Origin of the sequence: Bacillus sp. RC252, assembly GCF_044909215.1 — a bacterium.
Lineage (GTDB): Bacteria > Bacillota > Bacilli > Bacillales > Bacillaceae_G > Bacillus_A > Bacillus_A mycoides.
This window is the reverse complement of record NZ_JBIYDV010000018.1, coordinates 60,569-77,991: the sequence shown is the minus strand read 5'-3', so window position 1 is coordinate 77,991 and position 17,423 is coordinate 60,569. Positions and strand designations below refer to the sequence as shown.

Here is a 17,423-nt window from a genome sequence, read left to right as displayed (position 1 = left end):
CTCTGTCACATAAAACATGTGATAAACTGTCAACTGCTTCATATGACATGCTTTGTTGTCTGTCTTTCTATTGACGATTTAAAAGATATGTTACATGATGAATCTGAATCATTAGATAATTAATCTTAAAATATAAGTAGGTGCATAATTTATGTTATCATTCACAAAAAAATGGTTTTGGTATGATTGGATATTTATATTAGTACGAACGTTTTGGCTATTCATTATCATCGGTACTAATTTTATGTTTCCATCATTCATTCATACGTCAAGTATAATCGTACTTGCTCTCGCTTTTGTCGTTTACCTTGTACCATTAATTATTCGATATAAGAAAACAGAATGGTACCCTGCATTCGATATTATCACCGCAGGTTGTTTTTATCTTTATTTAGCATCCGTAGCCCCAAATTTACTTTGGCCTTTCATTTTACTCGTAATCACTATTGGCCTATGTAGTAATCAAAATAATTATATATGGAGCGGTATTTTTTGTGGATTTGTATTCCCATTATTGAACGCCTTGATTGCCGGGCGGTCGCCATACGAAATGATTGTTAGTTGTAGTATCGGTTTTGCCATTGGCGTTTCTTTTAATATATTAATTCAGTATCATAAACAATCTCGAATTATTGAAGAGCAAAAACTACTATTAGAACAACATATTAAAAGGATTGAAGAGCTTACTCTCATAGAAGAGCGTAATCGATTGTCACATGAGCTACATGACACAATTGGTCATACACTTACTTCTCTCATCGCTGGCGTCACATCACTAAAATCATCAGTACCGAATTCACAGTTTGAAAGAATTGATTCACTTATCAGCATTGCTCAGCATAGTCTAGATGACATTCGAAAGCATCTACACGAGCTATCTCATAATCCACTTAGTAATTCATTAAGTGAATCACTGCAACAATTAACAGAAGAATTTATAAAATCTACAGGTACAACCGTTACTTTTCGTACGATTGGCAATGAAACTCTTGTGATGCAAAAAGTGAATTTTTGCCTATATCGTTGTCTTCAGGAGTCGTTAACAAACGCTGTTCGGCACGGTAAAGCGAGCACCATATCCGTTCAACTGCATTTCGACGGACAACAACTTCGATTGCAAATTGAAGATAACGGTATTGGAATGGAAGAAATTCAATTTGGCTTTGGCCTCAGTGGAATGAAAGAACGACTTGAACAATTTCATGGTACATTATCTGTTCATTCTAGTACTGAGCAAGGAACATTCATCGTTTGTAATATTCCATTACAAACAGAATTTGTACATAACATAATTCGCTTATTGGTCGTTGATGATCAGGAACTTATTACAAATAGTTTAGAGCAAATTTTAGAGCATCACACTGATTTTACTGTTGTTGGTAAAGCACACGATGGAGCTGAAGCTTTAAAATTATGTGAACAATTACAGCCTGGCATTGTACTAATGGACATTCAAATGCCAGAAATGAATGGTATTGAAGCTTTACTAGAAATGAAGCGACGTTGGCCTAATATGAAAATTGTTCTTATGACAACATTTGAAGATTCCTTACAAGCAACAACTGCACTAGAGCATGGAGCTGAAGGTTACATGTTGAAGTCTATTCATCCACAAGAAATGAAGGAAGCCTTGAAGCTTATTTATAATGGTGGGACTTGGATCGATCAATCGGTTGCTACACGAGTTTTCGAGGAAATGAAACTTCAACGTGAGCAATTAGAAAAAATCGGATCGACTAAACAAACTTACCCGTACGGACTTACAAAACGCGAAATGGAAATTTTAGAGCATCTATCAAACGGGCTACGTTACAAGTCAATTGCCGCTAAACTGCTTTTATCGGAGGGAACGATTCGTAATTACTGTTCAAATCTCTACTCAAAGCTTGGTGTCAACAACCGTGAAGAAGCAATTAAAATGGCACGAACAGAAAACATTCTGTAGGTAATGTAAAAGTAATATGTTTCTCTTGAAACTGAAAATATTGATATTTCGAAAATCATTTGTTATACTTTGTAAAAAACTTATTAAGGAGAGATTTGTAATGCGAACTTTTAATACTTCTTTCCAACTTCATCATCATACGTAACGCCGTGTATCCGAAGAAAAATTTTTCTTCGTGGGTACAGGGCTATTCCTGTTGACCCACGAAGCGTTCATAAAGCTATGTGGGTATTTTTATACCTGCATAGCTTTTTTTAATTTAAAAGAGGAGTGATTATAGTGGAAATGAAAAATGTAAAAGGAACAAAAGACTATTTACCAGAGGAACAAGTACTGCGAAATAAAATTAAAAGAGCATGTGAAGATACGTTTGAGCGATATGGATGTAAACCTTTAGAAACTCCAACGTTAAATATGTATGAACTTATGTCATACAAGTACGGCGGTGGTGATGAGATTTTAAAAGAAATATATACGCTTAAGGATCAAGGAAAACGCGACCTTGCCTTACGTTACGATTTAACAATTCCATTCGCAAAAGTTGTCGCGATGAACCCAAATATCCGCCTTCCTTTTAAACGATATGAAATTGGAAAAGTATTTCGAGATGGGCCAATTAAACAAGGAAGATTCCGTGAGTTCATTCAATGTGACGTTGATATAGTCGGTGTAGAATCAGTCATGGCGGAAGCTGAACTCATGAGCATGGCGTTTGAACTATTCCGAACGTTAAACTTAGAAGTAACGATTCAATATAATAATCGAAAATTATTAAATGGTATTCTCCAGTCTATTAACATCCCTACCGAATTAACGAGTGACGTAATTTTATCATTGGATAAAATCGAAAAGATTGGGATTGATGGTGTACGAAAAGATGTATTGGAGCGCGGGATTACTGTAGAAATGGCCGATACCATATGTAATACTGTTTTATCTTGCCTAAAGCTCCCTATTGCCGACTTTAAAGACACTTTCAATAATACACTTGTCGCCGATGGAGTAGAGGAGCTACAACAACTACAGCAATACTTACTCGCTCTCGGAATAAATGAAAATACGATATTCAATCCGTTTTTAGCAAGAGGACTCACAATGTATACAGGCACTGTGTATGAAATCTTTCTAAAAGACGCTAGCATTACATCTAGCATCGGTAGCGGTGGTCGATACGATAATATTATCGGAGCATTCCGTGGTGATAATATGAACTATCCAACAGTCGGTATTTCATTCGGATTAGATGTCATTTATACAGCTCTATCACAGAAAGAAACAACATCATCTACAGCAGATCTTTTTATCATTCCACTCGGGACAGAATTACAATGTTTACAAATCGCCCAGCAATTGCGTTCTACTACTTCCTTAAAAATCGAACTTGAACTAGCCGGACGTAAATTGAAACGTGCCCTTAATTATGCCAATAAAGAAAATATCCCGTATGTACTAATAATTGGTGAAGAGGAACTATCTACAGAAACAGTTGTATTGCGTAATATGAAGGAAGGTACTGAAGTGAAGATTCCCCTCTCTTCCTTGGAAAATAACACATTTAATAACTATATATAATAAGCGCCACCCTCATTTGGGTGGTTTTTCTAGTGAAGAAATAAAGTGAAGGCTTTTACTGCCCACAAATAGCGGGATTAAAAACCATTTAGTTTACATAATATAATTATCGATTGATATAAATATGATTTTCAACCATATAAAAAAAAGAGGGCAAATATGCATCTCCCTCTTTTTGTCTAACTCTTTTTATTATTATTCTTGTTCTTGCTCGTCCATAATCTTCTCGAACGCCGCAGATACTTTTTCAAATTCCTCGTCATTCTCTATGTATGAGAATTCATTATCTTCTTCTATTTTTAAAAAGAAGATATCAATGTCTTCCTCAGTTTCTGTTTGAATGTCTTCTACAAAGGCAACCGCAATGTATTCTGCACCTTCGACATCCATCGCTCCAAGCACTTCAACTTCCTGTTCTTCATTATTCTCATCGGTAAGACTAAAAATTTCGCCTACTTCAATTGCTTCCATATTCATTCTCCTCCTATCATACTCTAAAAAATAAAACGTTCAAATTGCACACTTACTAACATATCTTTCCATAAAAAAGTTGAATTCATACAGAAAGAACAACAAATTCTTGCTGATTCAGCAAAAGTATTCAACTATAAGGATATCATTTATGAATAGGAATGAACATATTTTAAATGAGATAATTGGATTAATTAATTTAAAATCCTTCTTTAGATTTCCGAAAGACCTCCATGTTCCATAATGGTTCTTTCATATAGGCAGCTGGAATGCCACCTTTCAATCTGTAAGTAAATACTAAAATAGCATCTCCTATCCTGATTCCTTTCCGTACGTTTTTAGGATGAGAGATAAATCCTTCTATATAAACTAAAGAGACTTATGCAGCAATTCCAATACATCTTTCATCGCAAAAGGACCGTCTTTTTTTACATGCTCAGCGAATTCAGAAACGAGACGTAACGTTTTCACACTTTCGATTGGATGATCTCCTGACGCACTTTCAGCAGAAAGCATAACAGCATTCGTCCCGTCCAATACAGCTTGAAATACATCTGTCACCTCAGCTCTTGTAGGAATAGAATGATCTACCATAGATTGAAGCATTTGTGTCGCTGTAATGACATATGTATTCGTTCGATTGCACTCACGAATCATCATTTTTTGTAACAGTGGAATAAATTGATACGGCAATTCCACACCTAAATCTCCCCTTGCGATCATAATGCCATCCGCTTCTTTGCATATGTCTTGAAAATTCTCGATTGCTTCCATCGTTTCTATTTTTGCAATTAAATTTGGGGAAGTTTCTTTATGTTCATGTATAAAACTTCGTATTTCCTTTATATGACTAGGTTTTCGAACGAAAGAACACGCAATAAAATCAACTTCCTCTTCTAGAAGAAATTGAATATCTTTTTTATCTTTCTCCGTAATAGCTGGCAAACTAACAATTGTACCTGGTAAGTTCACCCCTTTATGAGAGGAAATATTGCCACCTGTTTTTATTCTTGTTTCTATTTTTTCCGAACTTATCTTTTCAACGATTAACTCAACTTCTCCATCATTAATAAGAATTCTACTTCCAACTTTTACGTCATTCGCAATCCCCACATAATCAACACTTGCTTCTTCTTTATTCCCTTGCACTGGATTGGTATATAAAGTAAATAACTCCCCTGCTTCAAGTGTAATTTGTTCTTCTTTCATTTCACCCAATCTTATTTTAGGACCTTGTACATCCCCTAGAATTTTAATAGAATCGTCTAACGATTTTACTAAACGAATGATGTCTTTATGACTTTCATGCGTACCATGTGATAAATTTAACCGAACAATTTTCATACCATTGTTTATTAACTGCGCTAACGTTTCTTCATTATTACTCGCTGGCCCAATTGTACAAACTCGATCAATTGTCATGTCCCCACCATCCTTTTTTAAATGTTTCCCATAAAATAAAGAGAAGATTCTTTTTATAGGAAAGACCTTGTAACTAAGGGTGCAAAGAGGTTTTATATGAAGAGAATATTTTGCTGAAGAAATAGCTTTAATTTAACTTTTTGTGCCCAACATTTTGACTCAATCGTTATTGTTAGTTTCGTTGCAATGGGGTACTACTAATAATAAATCTTGTTTACATACGAACGTTAGATTGGGATATCGAAAACGACCTATGGAGGAACCACAATGACTACTCTTCGAAAAAAAATAATGGGACTAACATTAGCGGGAACGGTAGCACTATTTACATTAGCAACAGGAATCATAATGAACGATAATGAGGTAAAAGCTGAGGTAAAAAAAGCAGGAAAGCAACCTAAAAATGTGATTTTCATGGTTATAGATGGGACAAGTTCTTCTGCTACAACATTAGCCCGGTGGTACAAAGGTTCACCTCTTGCGCTAGATCAAATTGTATCCGGAGGTGTTCGTACATACTCAGCAGAATCGGCTATTACGGACTCTGCACCAGCAGCCACAGCTTTAGCGACAGGAAATAAATCAAATTCAGGCTACGTGGGCGTATTACCTTCTGTTGTGAATTCACCTGGTTTAGAACCAGTGAAAGAAGAATGCAAGTTTCGTCCAGTTGCCAACGTCTTAGAAGGCGCAAAACGTTCCGGTCGCGCGACAGGAATCATTGCTACATCAGAAATTCAACATGCTACTCCGGCTAGTTTCTCTGCCCACCACGTTAACCGTAAAGATTTCGAAGTACTTGGTGAACAGCAAGTGTATCAAAATATAGAAGTTGTATTAGGTGGTGGAAAAGCAGCACTTCAGCCTACGACAAGCAACGGAATTCGTAAAGACAACGAAGATTTAGTAAAAGTGATTCAAGACAAAGGGTACGACTTTGTCGAAACAAAAGATACGTTATTAAACTCCAAATCAAATAAAATCTGGGGTTCTTTCTCTAATACTGCCCTTGCGTTCGATATGGATCGTGAAGCAAATCATCCTGAGCAGCCCACTCTTTCCCAGATGACGAGAAAAGCCATTCAAACATTATCAAAAGATAAAGATGGTTTTTTCTTATTCGTAGAAGGTAGTAAGGCAGATTGGGCAGCACATGCAAATGACCCAATCGGGATGATTAGCGATATATTGGCGTTTGATGATGCGGTTACAGAAGCATTAGAATTTGCGAAAAAAGATGGTGACACTATGGTCATTGCTTTAGCGGATCATGGTAATAGCGGTATTTCCATTGGCAACAGCAATACTACAAAAGGATATGATACCACACCAGTATCAGCTTACATTGCTCCACTGAAAAAGGCGAAAATGACACTTGAGGGTGCTACAAATAAACTAAAAGATGATTTATCTAATATAAAAGAGGTCGCTGCTCTTTACGGTTTAGACGACCTAACTGAGGATGAAAGAGAAAAGTTAAACGCTGCACATAAGAAAGCTGATGTAGGTCCAATCCTTACTAAATTATTGGCCAACCGTGCGAACATCGGTTTTACAACTGGTGGTCATACGGGTGAAGATGTATTCTTATACTCTTACGGTCCTCAAAAGCCATACGGTTTAGTCCAAAATACAGACGTTGCGAAAATAATGGCCAAAGCAATGGGCTTTCAATTAGGAGAATTATCTAAGAAATTATTCTTAGATGCTGAAACATCCTTTAAACAAATTGGTGCAACTGTAACGATTGACAAAAAAGATGTACGAAACCCGGTGCTTGTAGTAAAACGCAATAATACGGCGGCCAAATTGTTTGTTAATAAAAACATTATCTATATTGGTGGGAAAGATTATGAATTAGGAGGCATCGTTGTAGAAAGCAACGGGAAATTCTATGTCCCTGAAAAAGCAATTCAACTATTCACAAAGCATTCTCGCTAAATTTAAAAACAGACATAAAAAAACGCTATCCTTTCTATAGAAAGGGTAGCGTTTTTTTCGTTATATGGATACAAATTTATCTTATTAAATCCATTCAACAATAGTATCCATAGTTTGTCTTGTTTTATTAAATTTTGGTTCTCCTTTACGGTATCCGAATGCAACCATAACTGACACCTCAAGATTATCATCTTTTAAAATTCCTTCTTGACGAAGTAAAGAATCTACTTTTTCTTTATCGAATCCTTCCATTGGACAAGAATCAATACCGATTTGAGCTGCACTAGTCATCATATTAGCTAAAGCAATATAAGATTGCTTTGATGACCAATCAAATACAGCACGTTCGGAGTCTAACAATTTAAAATCCGATTCTTGGAATTTTTTGAAGAATTCATATCTCATTTGTTGGGCTTCTTCAGGCAATCCAATAATATCTTTCATCATGTGCTGAATATACTCTGCATCATAGTGCATATCTTTGATGTTTCTTGAAAGAACAATGACAAAATGACTTGCTGTTGAAAGTTGCCCACCTGCTCCCCATGAATATGGTAATAGTTTTTCTCTTAATTCTTTATTTTGTACCACAATAAATTTCCAAGGCTCATATCCAAAAGAAGAAGGAGATAATCTTCCTGTTTCTAAAATAAATTTAAAATCATCTTCTGAAATTTTCTTCATAGGATCAAATTCTTTACATGCATGTCTAAAGTTAAAAGCCTCAATAATTTTTTGTTTTGTATTTTGTTTTGTGTTAGTCATAAAAGATCCCCTTTTCATTAAATTATTATTTAACCAAATTATATTTTTAAAGTAACAATGATACAAGTACGCACATTTATGTGCTATAGTATCAAAAAAGATACTATTGTTAAGGGAGAGTCTTTTTATGATTAGTTCAAAAGAAGATGATGTAAATTATCCATTTTTAAATAAATATTCTTGTCCAGTAGAAGCTATGGTCGAGGTTATTGGCGGAAAATGGAAAGGTGTTATTCTTTATCATTTATTAGATGGTAAGAAACGATTTAATGAATTAAAAAGATTAAAACCTAATATCACCCAAAGAATGTTAACACTTCAACTTAGAGAACTTGAAGCAGATGGCATCGTACATCGGGAGGTATATCGTGAAGTACCTCCTAAAGTAGAATATTCGCTAACCGAACTAGGCGAGTCGCTACGTCCAATTATCCTTTTAATGATGGAATGGGCGACTAATAATATGGAGCAGGTTTTGGAAAGTAGAAATAACACTAAATAGTATTTAAAACCTGTAATTAGCCATTACAAACAACTCAAAAAAGATTGCCTCTTAGTATACAGGCGATCTTTTTTTGAGTAAAAGGATTATTTGGGTCAGATTCTGGAAAAGTGTTAATATTCTTCATAAAGGAGGTCTACTGATGAAAAATTTATGGAAGAAAGTTTCTTTAATTGCTTTCATAGTAATTGTCCTTTTAATAATTTTATATTTTTGTGGTATGTCACTTTTCTGGAACCAACCCTAAATTACATTTAAAAATAAGCCCTCCTTGAATAAAATTAAATATTCCGTCAATACTATACATGACATTAGATTTTCTCCTTGTTCCCCCTTGGAGAGTCGGGCAGCTAGCTTTTGTTAGCTGCTTTTTTATTTTCGAATCATTGCCGTCATTACTACTGGTAGTCCATTTGTTCCGTATTTCATAATTTGAGCAATTGATTGTAACTGCTGAATGCCTTCTTCTTCATTATGTTCTCCCTGAACAATTGCTGACGAACAATATAATGGTTGAACAGCCACTGTATGGAGACTCTTCCGCTAAATAAAATTGTGCGACCATTGGAAGTTCTTCTCGTTTACATATTTCTAGGATTTTCTGCGATACTGGTGCAATTTCTTCATCATAAACTTCCTCTTTATCGTACATATCAATCCATTCCCCTTTTCTACAAAATGAAATTTTTGTAGAAAATAATGAACTTTAAAAACTACTAAATTGCAAATATAAATACAAGGGAGCGTTTTATATGACTTCCTATCAAAAAATATCTTTAATAGTTATCACTCTTTTTTATCATTGTGATGTTCCTTTCAAATGAAGTCTTTATTTCTTAACACCCAACGAGAATGTACACCAAACTAAAAAGGCCTACTCACACGAGTAGGCTTTTGAAACTATGAAAGCTTCGTCAATAATTGATTTAAATCCTTTTTCGTTTTCGTCGTTAATGACTTCATCTTATTAACATCTATCTTTTCTTTCTCCGCTCCTACAATTAACGGATACATACTTTGGCCAATTGTTTTATATTCAGTCGGATGTGATGCTTCTAACTCTTTTTCAATGACATCCCACTTCTCATTAATTTGTTTTCCAAGTTTATTAACTGTTTCTAATTTAGGATTTGCAGCTAATTGCTTGTCCAAGCTTTCAATTAATGTAACGACTTCTTTTACATTTGTTTTCACAGCGACGCTTTTCTTCGGATCTTTCGTTGTTTTTCCGTTATTGTTTGTACTTGTACTTTGATCTGTTGTTTTTCCGTTGTTGTTTGTACTTGTACTTTGATCTGTTGTTTTTCCGCTAGTAGTTTGATCATTCGTTTTTCCTGTCGTTTCTTTTTCTTTTGTTGTTTTGCCGTTACTTTCTGTTCCTGATGATTCCTTTGTATTTTTTGCATCCTTATCTGTTTTTTCATTCGAAGAAGTATTTGTGTCTTTTTCAGTATCTTTCGTTGTTTTTGACGCTTCATCTGCACTTGTCGTTTTCGATTGCTCTTCATTTTGTGCAGTTGCCTGATCCTTCTTCGCTGCATCTTTATCTGTGGAGGTACTACAAGCTGCCATTGTAAGCATTGTACCAATTGCTACTGATGCGATAGCGACCTTTTTCATTTTCATAAAAATCCCCCTATGTTTACAATTTTATCCTTCTCTTTACGATTCTATTTCCCCTTAAAAAATCCCTTTTCATACGAATCACCATCTTTCCGACAGTAATCTTCATAATAATACGTACAAAAAACGATAAATTCATTTTAATATTCGAGTTTTTTCTACTACATTTTCCTCCTCTGTAGCAAAAGAAAAAGAGTATGTTGTCACATGAAGATTTACAATCTACAAATGACAACATACTCCCCTATCAATTTTTTATCTTTCTTGACATTTTATTTATACAAAAAACAAAATAATTACTAATTTTTTTATTTCTCAACAATTGTTAACATAATATTTTTATGAATAACCACCGTTCGAATGAATGACTTGCCCAGTAACCCACTTCGCTTCTTCATTTACTAAAAAAGCAATTAAGCGTGCCGCATCCACCGGTTCTCCAACTCTTCCTTGCGGGAATTTCCATACTAAATGATGCTGTAATTCCTCTGTAATCCATCCTGTATTCGTCGGTCCTGGATCAACAGCATTGACTGTAATCCCCTTCTCCATAGCAACTGGTGCAACTGACTTTGTAAATGCTTCTATTGCTCCTTTCGTTGCTACGTATGCTAGTTCATCTGGCATCGGGCCTAATGACTGCCCAGAAGTAAGATTTATAATACTTCCACTCGTTTTAAGTGAAAAATGTTTAATAAATAATGAACTTAATAGCATAGGAGCACGAACATTAACCGTATAATGTTTATCTAGCTGTTCTACATCTAACTCTTCAATTTTCGTAGGAGTAGAATACGCCGCATTATTAATAAGAATAGATGGATCCCCTAAACGTTCTGATACCATATACAATACACGATTAGGCGAATAAGACTGCGATAAGTTTATTTCTGCCATTTCACATCGAACGCCGTAACTTTCAATTTCCTTTTTCAACAAAAAGGGCTCTTGATCATTCATTCTCCATGGCATCGCTTTATCATACCGAGGCCAGTACGTGAAAAAAATGTCTATCCCATTTTGAGCAAGCACCTTGCATACAGCTGCACCAATTCCATTCAGACGAGTTGCCCCTGTTACAATTGCTATTTTCTTCACCTTTTCTCCTCCATCTATGGATAAATCCCCTGCACGAATACAGAGGATCTACCTTTTTAATTAATATTTGACAATATACGCTCAGCGCCTAATTTTAAAATTTTAATAAAGATATAATTTACAATCGTAAACATTACAAATAAAACGATAAACATAATCCAAAGTCCTACTTGAAGGAAGAAGTATAATACACTTACACCCGCTACAATAACTAAAGCTATTAAAATATTAGCTAAAAAATTCCACAAAGTTGTATATCGACTTTTAAATAATTTCTGTTCTGTATCCCAATGAATATCTGCAGTTTGTGCATCCCAGCGTGTACCGATTAAATTAATTAACAATAAACCGTTCGCACTTAGTAAGAACCAAAGTATCATGAAGACTGGCGAAATACCTGCTACAAATGCCATTGTAATACCGAATACTCCTAAAATGACTACATTAATTAACCAGGCCGTTATCGCTTTCGCAAAAAAGATATCCGAAGCCTTTACTGGTAAGTAACGATTCACAAACCAAGAGCTTCCATCTCGTGAGAATGACGTTGTTGCAATAACGTTACTCCCCATTAAAAATAAGGATGCACAAAGGCCCACACCAATTGCGAAACCTGCTGATTCTGGATTATCAATATACCCTGTAATCCATTTTAAATTTCCATCTTGTACAAACAAAACAAAGAACAGCATAATTGGCATAACGAAAGTTTGCACAATACAATTTAAGAAAAATTGTGGCGTACGGAATAACGTTTTAAATTCTTTTTTCACATATGCTTTTAAATGAGAACTTTGTACTGTTGATTTCTGTAAACCTTCTGCTGAAATTACCTCTTTCTTTGCTGTACTCGTTGAAAGTCCAATAACCCCTTTTAAATATGTACGCTCTGCAATGTAATAAAACAAACCGAAAAATGCGATAGAAATAAGAATGTATATTAGTACGTATAATATTCCCTTCCACGATGCATTTTCTACTAATCCCATTGCACCAAAATATGTAGTTGGAAAATAATTTGTCATTTGTATGAAAAGGGAGGATTGATTATTTGTAAGATAATTCGCAACTGAATCTCCAGCTCCAGATACTGCACTTTTATTTCTCCATTGCATAAATACATTGATTCCGACGATAAATAGTATACTTACGATTCCAATAAATATACTTCCTCGATCTTTATTTTTCGCTATATTCGTATACCTCATAATAATTGTCATAATTAACGAAGCTAAAACTAGCGGAATGATCGGGAAGAATAAGTAAATGACAATCATATAAATGTAATATGTAATGAAAGCACCACTCTTTAAACCGTAAGTAATAAAGATAGGCAATAAAATAAACGAGCTCATTACGTATTGTGTAATTAACACTGTAAAGAACTTTGCCGAAATAATTTGCGCTGGTTTTAACGGTAACGGTAGCAACATTTCAACATCATTACTATAGTAAAACACTGTTAAAATGTTCATAATACTCATCAAAAATACCCATATACTAGCAACTGCTAATCCCATCGCAATAACAATTCCTGGATCCTGTCCGAGGTGTATCATTCCTTCATATATTCCATGGGTCATCGAACCGAATATTAAAAAACCTACAAATAAAATGGCTGCAAATGAAAATAAATACGCCCATCTTTTCTTTTTATCTGTTATGAAATCTGCATAATTTAATTTCAATAATACTTTCGTTAACGTCCAAATTTTACTCATTGCCCGTCATCTCCAAGAACATTTTTTCAAGTGATTCATTGGATTCAAAATGATCTCTCATTTCATTTAAATTCCCTTTAAACTGAAGATTTCCCTTATTAATAATCGCGACGCGGTCACATATTTTTTCAGCTACTTCTAATACGTGTGTCGAGAAAAATACAATCTTCCCTTTATCAGCATGTTCTCTCATCATTTCTTTTAAAATATAGGCAGATTTCGGATCAAGACCTGTTAACGGTTCATCTAAAATCCACACATCTGGTTCATGTACGAGCACACCGATAATAACAATCTTTTGTCTCATACCGTGTGAATAACTTTGAATTTGATCAGATAAAGCATTGTACAGATCAAACTTCTTCGCTAATGACTCTATTCGTTCTTGTCTTACTTCCTTCGGTACTTCATACATATCAGCCATAAAGTTTAAATATTCAATCCCTTTTAATCGTAAAAACATATCCGGGCTATCTGGAACATAGCCAAATGTTTTCTTCGCTTCCATCGGATTTTTCATAATATCTTTACCGTTGATTGTAATGGTTCCTTTGTCCACCCCATGAATACCAGTAATCATCTTAATTGTCGTTGATTTACCCGCACCATTCGGTCCTAAAAACCCAAAGATTTCTCCGCTCGGTACAGATAAACTTAAATCTTTTACTGCATAGGTAGATCCATTATAACTTTTTGACACATTCAAAATTTCGATCATTACATCCAATCCTTTCCTTAATTACCAATTAACTATATTAACATTATAGCATACTTATATTTTTAGATTTTTACATTTTTCAGTTTTTTTAACCTTTAAAATAAATATAAACTCCTAATCCAACAATTAAAACAACAGCTAGTATTATATAAATCATCGTAAGTCGTTTAATATTTCCTTTTGTCGCTTTACTATAATTCGCATCACCATTTCGCCCAATTAACACCGTTCCAATTACAGTAATAACTACAAGTAATATAACGATCATTATCCCAGTTAACATTTCGTCCTCCCCCTCCTTACATCCATTTTACGATATTTCCCTTTTTATTTTACAGAATATTTAACCTTTTTTACTATTATTATGAAATAAATCGCAAAACTATTATTACTATGAATTTCCATATGTGATATATTTATAACATATAGTGATTTATCCCGCATTAACTGGCAGTAAGACTCCCACCTCAAAATTCGGCTGGAGCAAAGAAGTTAGGTGGGAGATCAACTGCCCGTAAACGCCCGATTGGTGAAGGCTAATAATCAGTGGGGGATGAACACCCCCCACTGATTAAAGTTTCACTTTATTTCTAACATCGAAAGGAGAATCTATCATGAAAACGACTTGGATTAAATATTTAGGATTTCTCGGTTTCTTTGGGTTTCTCGGATTTTTTTATGAAAAAGGATTGTTTACTCTGTTCTGTTTCTTCTCCTTTTTCACGACGTATAGAACGGTTCAACACGATGAACTGTTTGAACAAATCGTCAATAAATCTTGCCGCAACGCCTTTATCGTTACGTTATTAACTACCGCTATCATTATCTTTATTGAAATGCTATTTCCAAGCCCTACACTACAAGAGATTGATATCGCTCTTATTTTCAGCACACTCATTCTTACGTTCGGTTTCTCTATGTTCTTTTACGATAAACCAGTTGATGAAATGGAAGATGCACCATGGCGTTCGTAACGAAGATAAAAGAATACCGCGCCAAAGTGCATATGACGCAGGAAGATTTAGCGAAAAAGGTTGGTGTACGTCGTGAAACGATTAGCCATCTTGAGAAAGGAAGATATAATCCTTCCTTACAGCTTGCTCACGATATAGCGAAGGCACTTCATAGTACGATTGATGAGGTTTTTATTTTTGAGGATTAATAAAGAGCACCAAGTTTAATATATAAGACTGAATCTACAGTAATAAAAGGTATACTACACGATGACGCATGTTGTTTAACAATGTAGTTTTAAGGTGTATCAACACTTTGCTTGATACGCCTATTTTTATGGTTTTTATCACTACATTCATCAAAGTGACCAGTATGTTGCAACGAAAATACCGTACTTTTTCCAGAACCACATAAAAAATACCAGTATTCTTTCCATGAAGAATACCGGTACTTCTCATTTATCCCACTATTTACGGGCAATAAGACCCCCACTGATTAAAGTTTCACTTTATCACCCATACAAAACAGCATGAAATACACCTAACAGTAAGTATTGATCCTCTATATATTCCTCATCATATACATCCATCTCGATATAATACATATCTTCCTCAAGACGAATATTCCAATCCGCGATTACATAGCCGTTTCGTAATAATTTTCCAAGCCCAATTGAAGTTTTGTGAACAACATATTCTTCTGTCTTATATGTAAAAGTAAATAAGAAATTTGCATCTAATAACTTTCCGTCACATACAAGTATTTCATGCTCTGCATCATTATTATCGATGTACGTTACTAAAATCCTTCTTTGACGCTGCCTACTTACATCCTTTGCAATGACGCGAATATTGTTCTTACTATCCTTTATTTCATAAATGATATTACTACCGACTTTCGGAATGAAGTCTAGCACTTTCATCAACGTATTTTTATAATAGCCCCGTACTGCGCCTACTCCTTCGCTTCCATTGTAAACCTCTATCGAAGTCGTATCCGCTTTACTATCACACAGTCGTTTATAAGAAAGCTGCATCATTCGCTCTCCTCTTAAGTACTGATCAAATGTCACAGGATATCCTATCGCGCGCAGTTCCTTATTTAGCTCATATAAATAGCGTTGAACGGTCTCTACTAATGTTGTAGTTGATATACGCTCTTGAAGTTCAAATTGCTGCCAACTGGAAAAAACTCTCCACTGATCTTCCTCTTCATATACGAATCCGAGAATTACTTCCTCACGGTCACTCGTTTCATAATTCAATTGTTCTTTCTGCCCATGTTGAACTTGTTCCATCCACTGTCCTAAATAAATGCCCAGCTCTGCGACCTTCATGCATGACTTCTGAAGAAGTACTCTGTCACCCACACAAATCGTTAAATCCCCTTCGATAAAGCCATTTGCATAAGCAACATACCGTGGCTCATCCTTCTTTGGAATAGCCTTGTCTAACTCAAATAAAAACGTTAACATCCTTCACTCACCTCTAGTTGTTACACAGCTCATACATGACATCGCATCACTCTGAGAAACTATGTATATATAAACATTTAATTATCGCATTATAACACGTGAATGACCTTAGTATAGTAGCGCTATTTTTGCTTCGCGAACTCCCTCATAATAGAATAACTATCCTTTTATTATTTTTTTCTTGACTTAGAGTTCACTCTAATTATTATAATCAACTCATAGTTCATTCACAATAAAATCAATTGGATAAAATTCAGGAGGGATCGGAAAAGCTAAAATCAAAAGTGGCTGACATTAACGCAGACCTGAATGTTGTCATTCGAACCTTTGATTTATCTGTTAATACAATTGTACATTAAGGTACTAATCAAATAAAAACCTACGATTTCCTGTACGTTAAGAAGTCAGTGATTCTTGCCTTATTTTACTTTCTCTTAATAGTCGTAAAGCTTCTATAATTTATTTAGTACATATAAAAAAGACGGAATCATAAAATCAGCAAATTAGAAAATAAAACAGGATGGGAGTCAGTTATTATGGAGCAATCAAATAAAGCGTTTAGCCAGGCATTAGTAAAATCGTTAAGAGGAGAACGAGGACATCTTCCCATCAAGAATGCTTTATCGGATATAGACGTGGCGCTTGCGGGAAAACGCAGAGAGGAACTGCCTTATTCTATTTATCAATTAGTGAAACACATGACCTATTGGCAAGATTTTCTCTTATTATCCGCTCAGGGGAAGAAGCCTACATTGCCTGCCCATGTAAAAGAGAGCTGGCCTGAAGAAGAATGCCCTGGCAGTGAGGAAGAGTGGCAACAGATTATTCAGTATTTTCTTCAAGGGATTGAACAGGCATGCACGATCGCCCAAACTGTTCAATTGGACAAAACATTGGAGGAATGGCCTGGTGAAACCCCTGGCGGTGTTCTACGGAATATTGCATCTCATAACTCCTACCATTTAGGAGAAATTGTGCTGATTCGCAGATTATTTAGTGCTTGGCCACCGCCAACAGGCGGATATCCGGTCTAAACAAGGAAAGGGTTCCACTCCATGCCCATTAACTTAAGATTTTGAATTACACCCAAAACGAAATTTTTACCACTTTACAGTTATTTATGAGAATTAAATTCATTTTTTTCATTACTGGGGAACAAACATTTTTTAAACTTGATGGAGATAGGGTATAAAAATACAAATTTCATCTCCGAAAAA

General features: G+C 35.1%; 18 protein-coding genes. 7 read left to right on the top strand and 11 right to left on the bottom strand.

The genetic code is table 11. The annotated features are described in order from the left end of the window. Positions 1 to 151 precede the first annotated feature (151 nt). Both ABH960_RS22665 and ABH960_RS22660 read left to right on the top strand, forming a co-directional pair. Positions 152 to 1,945 carry a response regulator gene (locus tag ABH960_RS22665; protein ID WP_404448552.1) on the top strand — a complete coding sequence of 598 codons (1,794 nt, stop codon included), beginning with the start codon at positions 152 to 154 and terminating at the stop codon, positions 1,943 to 1,945. Positions 1,946 to 2,221: 276 nt separating this feature from the next. Then, positions 2,222 to 3,517, top strand: a complete 1,296-nt coding sequence (locus ABH960_RS22660; protein WP_404448592.1) for a histidine--tRNA ligase — start codon at positions 2,222 to 2,224, stop codon at positions 3,515 to 3,517. Positions 3,518 to 3,712: 195 nt separating this feature from the next. Here ABH960_RS22660 and ABH960_RS22655 read toward each other — a convergent pair whose 3' ends face one another. Then, on the bottom strand, positions 3,713 to 3,994 hold the full coding sequence (locus ABH960_RS22655) for a DUF1292 domain-containing protein (RefSeq protein WP_003190466.1): 282 nt from the start codon (positions 3,992 to 3,994) through the stop codon (positions 3,713 to 3,715). A 363-nt stretch (positions 3,995 to 4,357) separates the two neighbouring features. Continuing rightward, positions 4,358 to 5,410, bottom strand: coding sequence for a pyruvate kinase (locus ABH960_RS22650; protein WP_078203903.1), 1,053 nt, complete (start codon positions 5,408 to 5,410; stop codon positions 4,358 to 4,360). 267 nt (positions 5,411 to 5,677) lie between these two features. On the opposite strand from ABH960_RS22650, the gene ABH960_RS22645 reads away from it, so the two are divergent. Beyond that, complete coding sequence (locus tag ABH960_RS22645) at positions 5,678 to 7,351, top strand: alkaline phosphatase (RefSeq protein WP_404448549.1); 1,674 nt, start codon at positions 5,678 to 5,680, stop codon at positions 7,349 to 7,351. An 84-nt stretch (positions 7,352 to 7,435) separates the two neighbouring features. Here the strand turns inward: ABH960_RS22645 and ABH960_RS22640 are convergent, their stop codons facing one another. Continuing rightward, positions 7,436 to 8,116, bottom strand: a complete 681-nt coding sequence (locus tag ABH960_RS22640) for an NAD(P)H-dependent oxidoreductase (RefSeq protein WP_002167961.1) — start codon at positions 8,114 to 8,116, stop codon at positions 7,436 to 7,438. A 127-nt stretch (positions 8,117 to 8,243) separates the two neighbouring features. Here ABH960_RS22640 and ABH960_RS22635 point away from each other — a divergent pair, with 127 nt between their 5' ends. Continuing rightward, a complete protein-coding gene (locus tag ABH960_RS22635) occupies positions 8,244 to 8,618 on the top strand; it encodes a winged helix-turn-helix transcriptional regulator (RefSeq protein WP_002013973.1) in 375 nt (124 codons plus the stop codon). A 372-nt stretch (positions 8,619 to 8,990) separates the two neighbouring features. Here the strand turns inward: ABH960_RS22635 and ABH960_RS22630 are convergent, their stop codons facing one another. The 6 genes from ABH960_RS22630 to ABH960_RS22605 all read right to left on the bottom strand — a co-directional run bounded on the left by ABH960_RS22630 (position 8,991) and on the right by ABH960_RS22605 (position 14,061). Next, the gene (locus ABH960_RS22630; protein ID WP_002033270.1) at positions 8,991 to 9,143 is read right to left on the bottom strand and encodes a hypothetical protein; all 153 of its coding nucleotides are present in this window, start codon (positions 9,141 to 9,143) and stop codon (positions 8,991 to 8,993) included. Positions 9,144 to 9,518: 375 nt separating this feature from the next. Next, positions 9,519 to 10,244, bottom strand: a complete 726-nt coding sequence (locus ABH960_RS22625) for a hypothetical protein (protein WP_404448547.1) — start codon at positions 10,242 to 10,244, stop codon at positions 9,519 to 9,521. A gap of 336 nt (positions 10,245 to 10,580) precedes the next feature. After that, the gene (locus tag ABH960_RS22620) at positions 10,581 to 11,339 is read right to left on the bottom strand and encodes an SDR family oxidoreductase (RefSeq protein ID WP_404448545.1); all 759 of its coding nucleotides are present in this window, start codon (positions 11,337 to 11,339) and stop codon (positions 10,581 to 10,583) included. 56 nt (positions 11,340 to 11,395) lie between these two features. After that, positions 11,396 to 13,060, bottom strand: a complete 1,665-nt coding sequence (locus ABH960_RS22615) for a putative ABC transporter permease subunit (protein ID WP_002167957.1) — start codon at positions 13,058 to 13,060, stop codon at positions 11,396 to 11,398. Further along, positions 13,053 to 13,778: an ABC transporter ATP-binding protein gene (locus ABH960_RS22610; protein WP_002033261.1), complete on the bottom strand. Its 726-nt coding sequence runs from the start codon at positions 13,776 to 13,778 to the stop codon at positions 13,053 to 13,055. The genes ABH960_RS22615 and ABH960_RS22610 overlap by 8 nt, the downstream gene beginning before the upstream one ends. Before the next feature lie 88 nt (positions 13,779 to 13,866). After that, positions 13,867 to 14,061, bottom strand: a complete 195-nt coding sequence (locus ABH960_RS22605; RefSeq protein ID WP_002142517.1) for a hypothetical protein — start codon at positions 14,059 to 14,061, stop codon at positions 13,867 to 13,869. Between the two features lie 331 nt (positions 14,062 to 14,392). Here ABH960_RS22605 and ABH960_RS22600 point away from each other — a divergent pair, with 331 nt between their 5' ends. Then, on the top strand, positions 14,393 to 14,752 hold the full coding sequence (locus ABH960_RS22600; RefSeq protein WP_002013983.1) for a DUF3796 domain-containing protein: 360 nt from the start codon (positions 14,393 to 14,395) through the stop codon (positions 14,750 to 14,752). After that, entirely contained in the window at positions 14,740 to 14,940 is a 201-nt protein-coding gene (locus ABH960_RS22595) for a helix-turn-helix transcriptional regulator (protein ID WP_404448542.1), read from the top strand. Before ABH960_RS22600 ends, ABH960_RS22595 begins: the two co-directional genes overlap by 13 nt. 89 nt (positions 14,941 to 15,029) lie before the next feature. Here ABH960_RS22595 and ABH960_RS22590 read toward each other — a convergent pair whose 3' ends face one another. Both ABH960_RS22590 and ABH960_RS22585 read right to left on the bottom strand, forming a co-directional pair. After that, positions 15,030 to 15,212: a hypothetical protein gene (locus ABH960_RS22590; protein ID WP_404448540.1), complete on the bottom strand. Its 183-nt coding sequence runs from the start codon at positions 15,210 to 15,212 to the stop codon at positions 15,030 to 15,032. Between the two features lie 31 nt (positions 15,213 to 15,243). Next, positions 15,244 to 16,206: a tubby C-terminal domain-like protein gene (locus ABH960_RS22585; RefSeq protein ID WP_404448538.1), complete on the bottom strand. Its 963-nt coding sequence runs from the start codon at positions 16,204 to 16,206 to the stop codon at positions 15,244 to 15,246. A 536-nt stretch (positions 16,207 to 16,742) separates the two neighbouring features. Between ABH960_RS22585 and ABH960_RS22580 the strand changes: the two genes are divergently transcribed. Continuing rightward, complete coding sequence (locus ABH960_RS22580; protein WP_002128293.1) at positions 16,743 to 17,240, top strand: DinB family protein; 498 nt, start codon at positions 16,743 to 16,745, stop codon at positions 17,238 to 17,240. Positions 17,241 to 17,423 lie beyond the last annotated feature (183 nt).

Coding starts and splice junctions, on each gene's coding strand:
- ABH960_RS22665 (WP_404448552.1), top strand. CDS start 152: ATGTTATCATTCACAAAAAAATGGTTTTGGTATGATTGGATATTTATA.
- ABH960_RS22655 (WP_003190466.1), bottom strand. CDS start 3,994: ATGAATATGGAAGCAATTGAAGTAGGCGAAATTTTTAGTCTTACCGAT.
- ABH960_RS22650 (WP_078203903.1), bottom strand. CDS start 5,410: ATGACAATTGATCGAGTTTGTACAATTGGGCCAGCGAGTAATAATGAA.
- ABH960_RS22645 (WP_404448549.1), top strand. CDS start 5,678: ATGACTACTCTTCGAAAAAAAATAATGGGACTAACATTAGCGGGAACG.
- ABH960_RS22640 (WP_002167961.1), bottom strand. CDS start 8,116: ATGACTAACACAAAACAAAATACAAAACAAAAAATTATTGAGGCTTTT.
- ABH960_RS22635 (WP_002013973.1), top strand. CDS start 8,244: ATGATTAGTTCAAAAGAAGATGATGTAAATTATCCATTTTTAAATAAA.
- ABH960_RS22625 (WP_404448547.1), bottom strand. CDS start 10,244: ATGAAAATGAAAAAGGTCGCTATCGCATCAGTAGCAATTGGTACAATG.
- ABH960_RS22615 (WP_002167957.1), bottom strand. CDS start 13,060: ATGAGTAAAATTTGGACGTTAACGAAAGTATTATTGAAATTAAATTAT.
- ABH960_RS22610 (WP_002033261.1), bottom strand. CDS start 13,778: ATGATCGAAATTTTGAATGTGTCAAAAAGTTATAATGGATCTACCTAT.
- ABH960_RS22605 (WP_002142517.1), bottom strand. CDS start 14,061: ATGTTAACTGGGATAATGATCGTTATATTACTTGTAGTTATTACTGTA.
- ABH960_RS22600 (WP_002013983.1), top strand. CDS start 14,393: ATGAAAACGACTTGGATTAAATATTTAGGATTTCTCGGTTTCTTTGGG.
- ABH960_RS22595 (WP_404448542.1), top strand. CDS start 14,740: ATGGCGTTCGTAACGAAGATAAAAGAATACCGCGCCAAAGTGCATATG.
- ABH960_RS22585 (WP_404448538.1), bottom strand. CDS start 16,206: ATGTTAACGTTTTTATTTGAGTTAGACAAGGCTATTCCAAAGAAGGAT.
- ABH960_RS22580 (WP_002128293.1), top strand. CDS start 16,743: ATGGAGCAATCAAATAAAGCGTTTAGCCAGGCATTAGTAAAATCGTTA.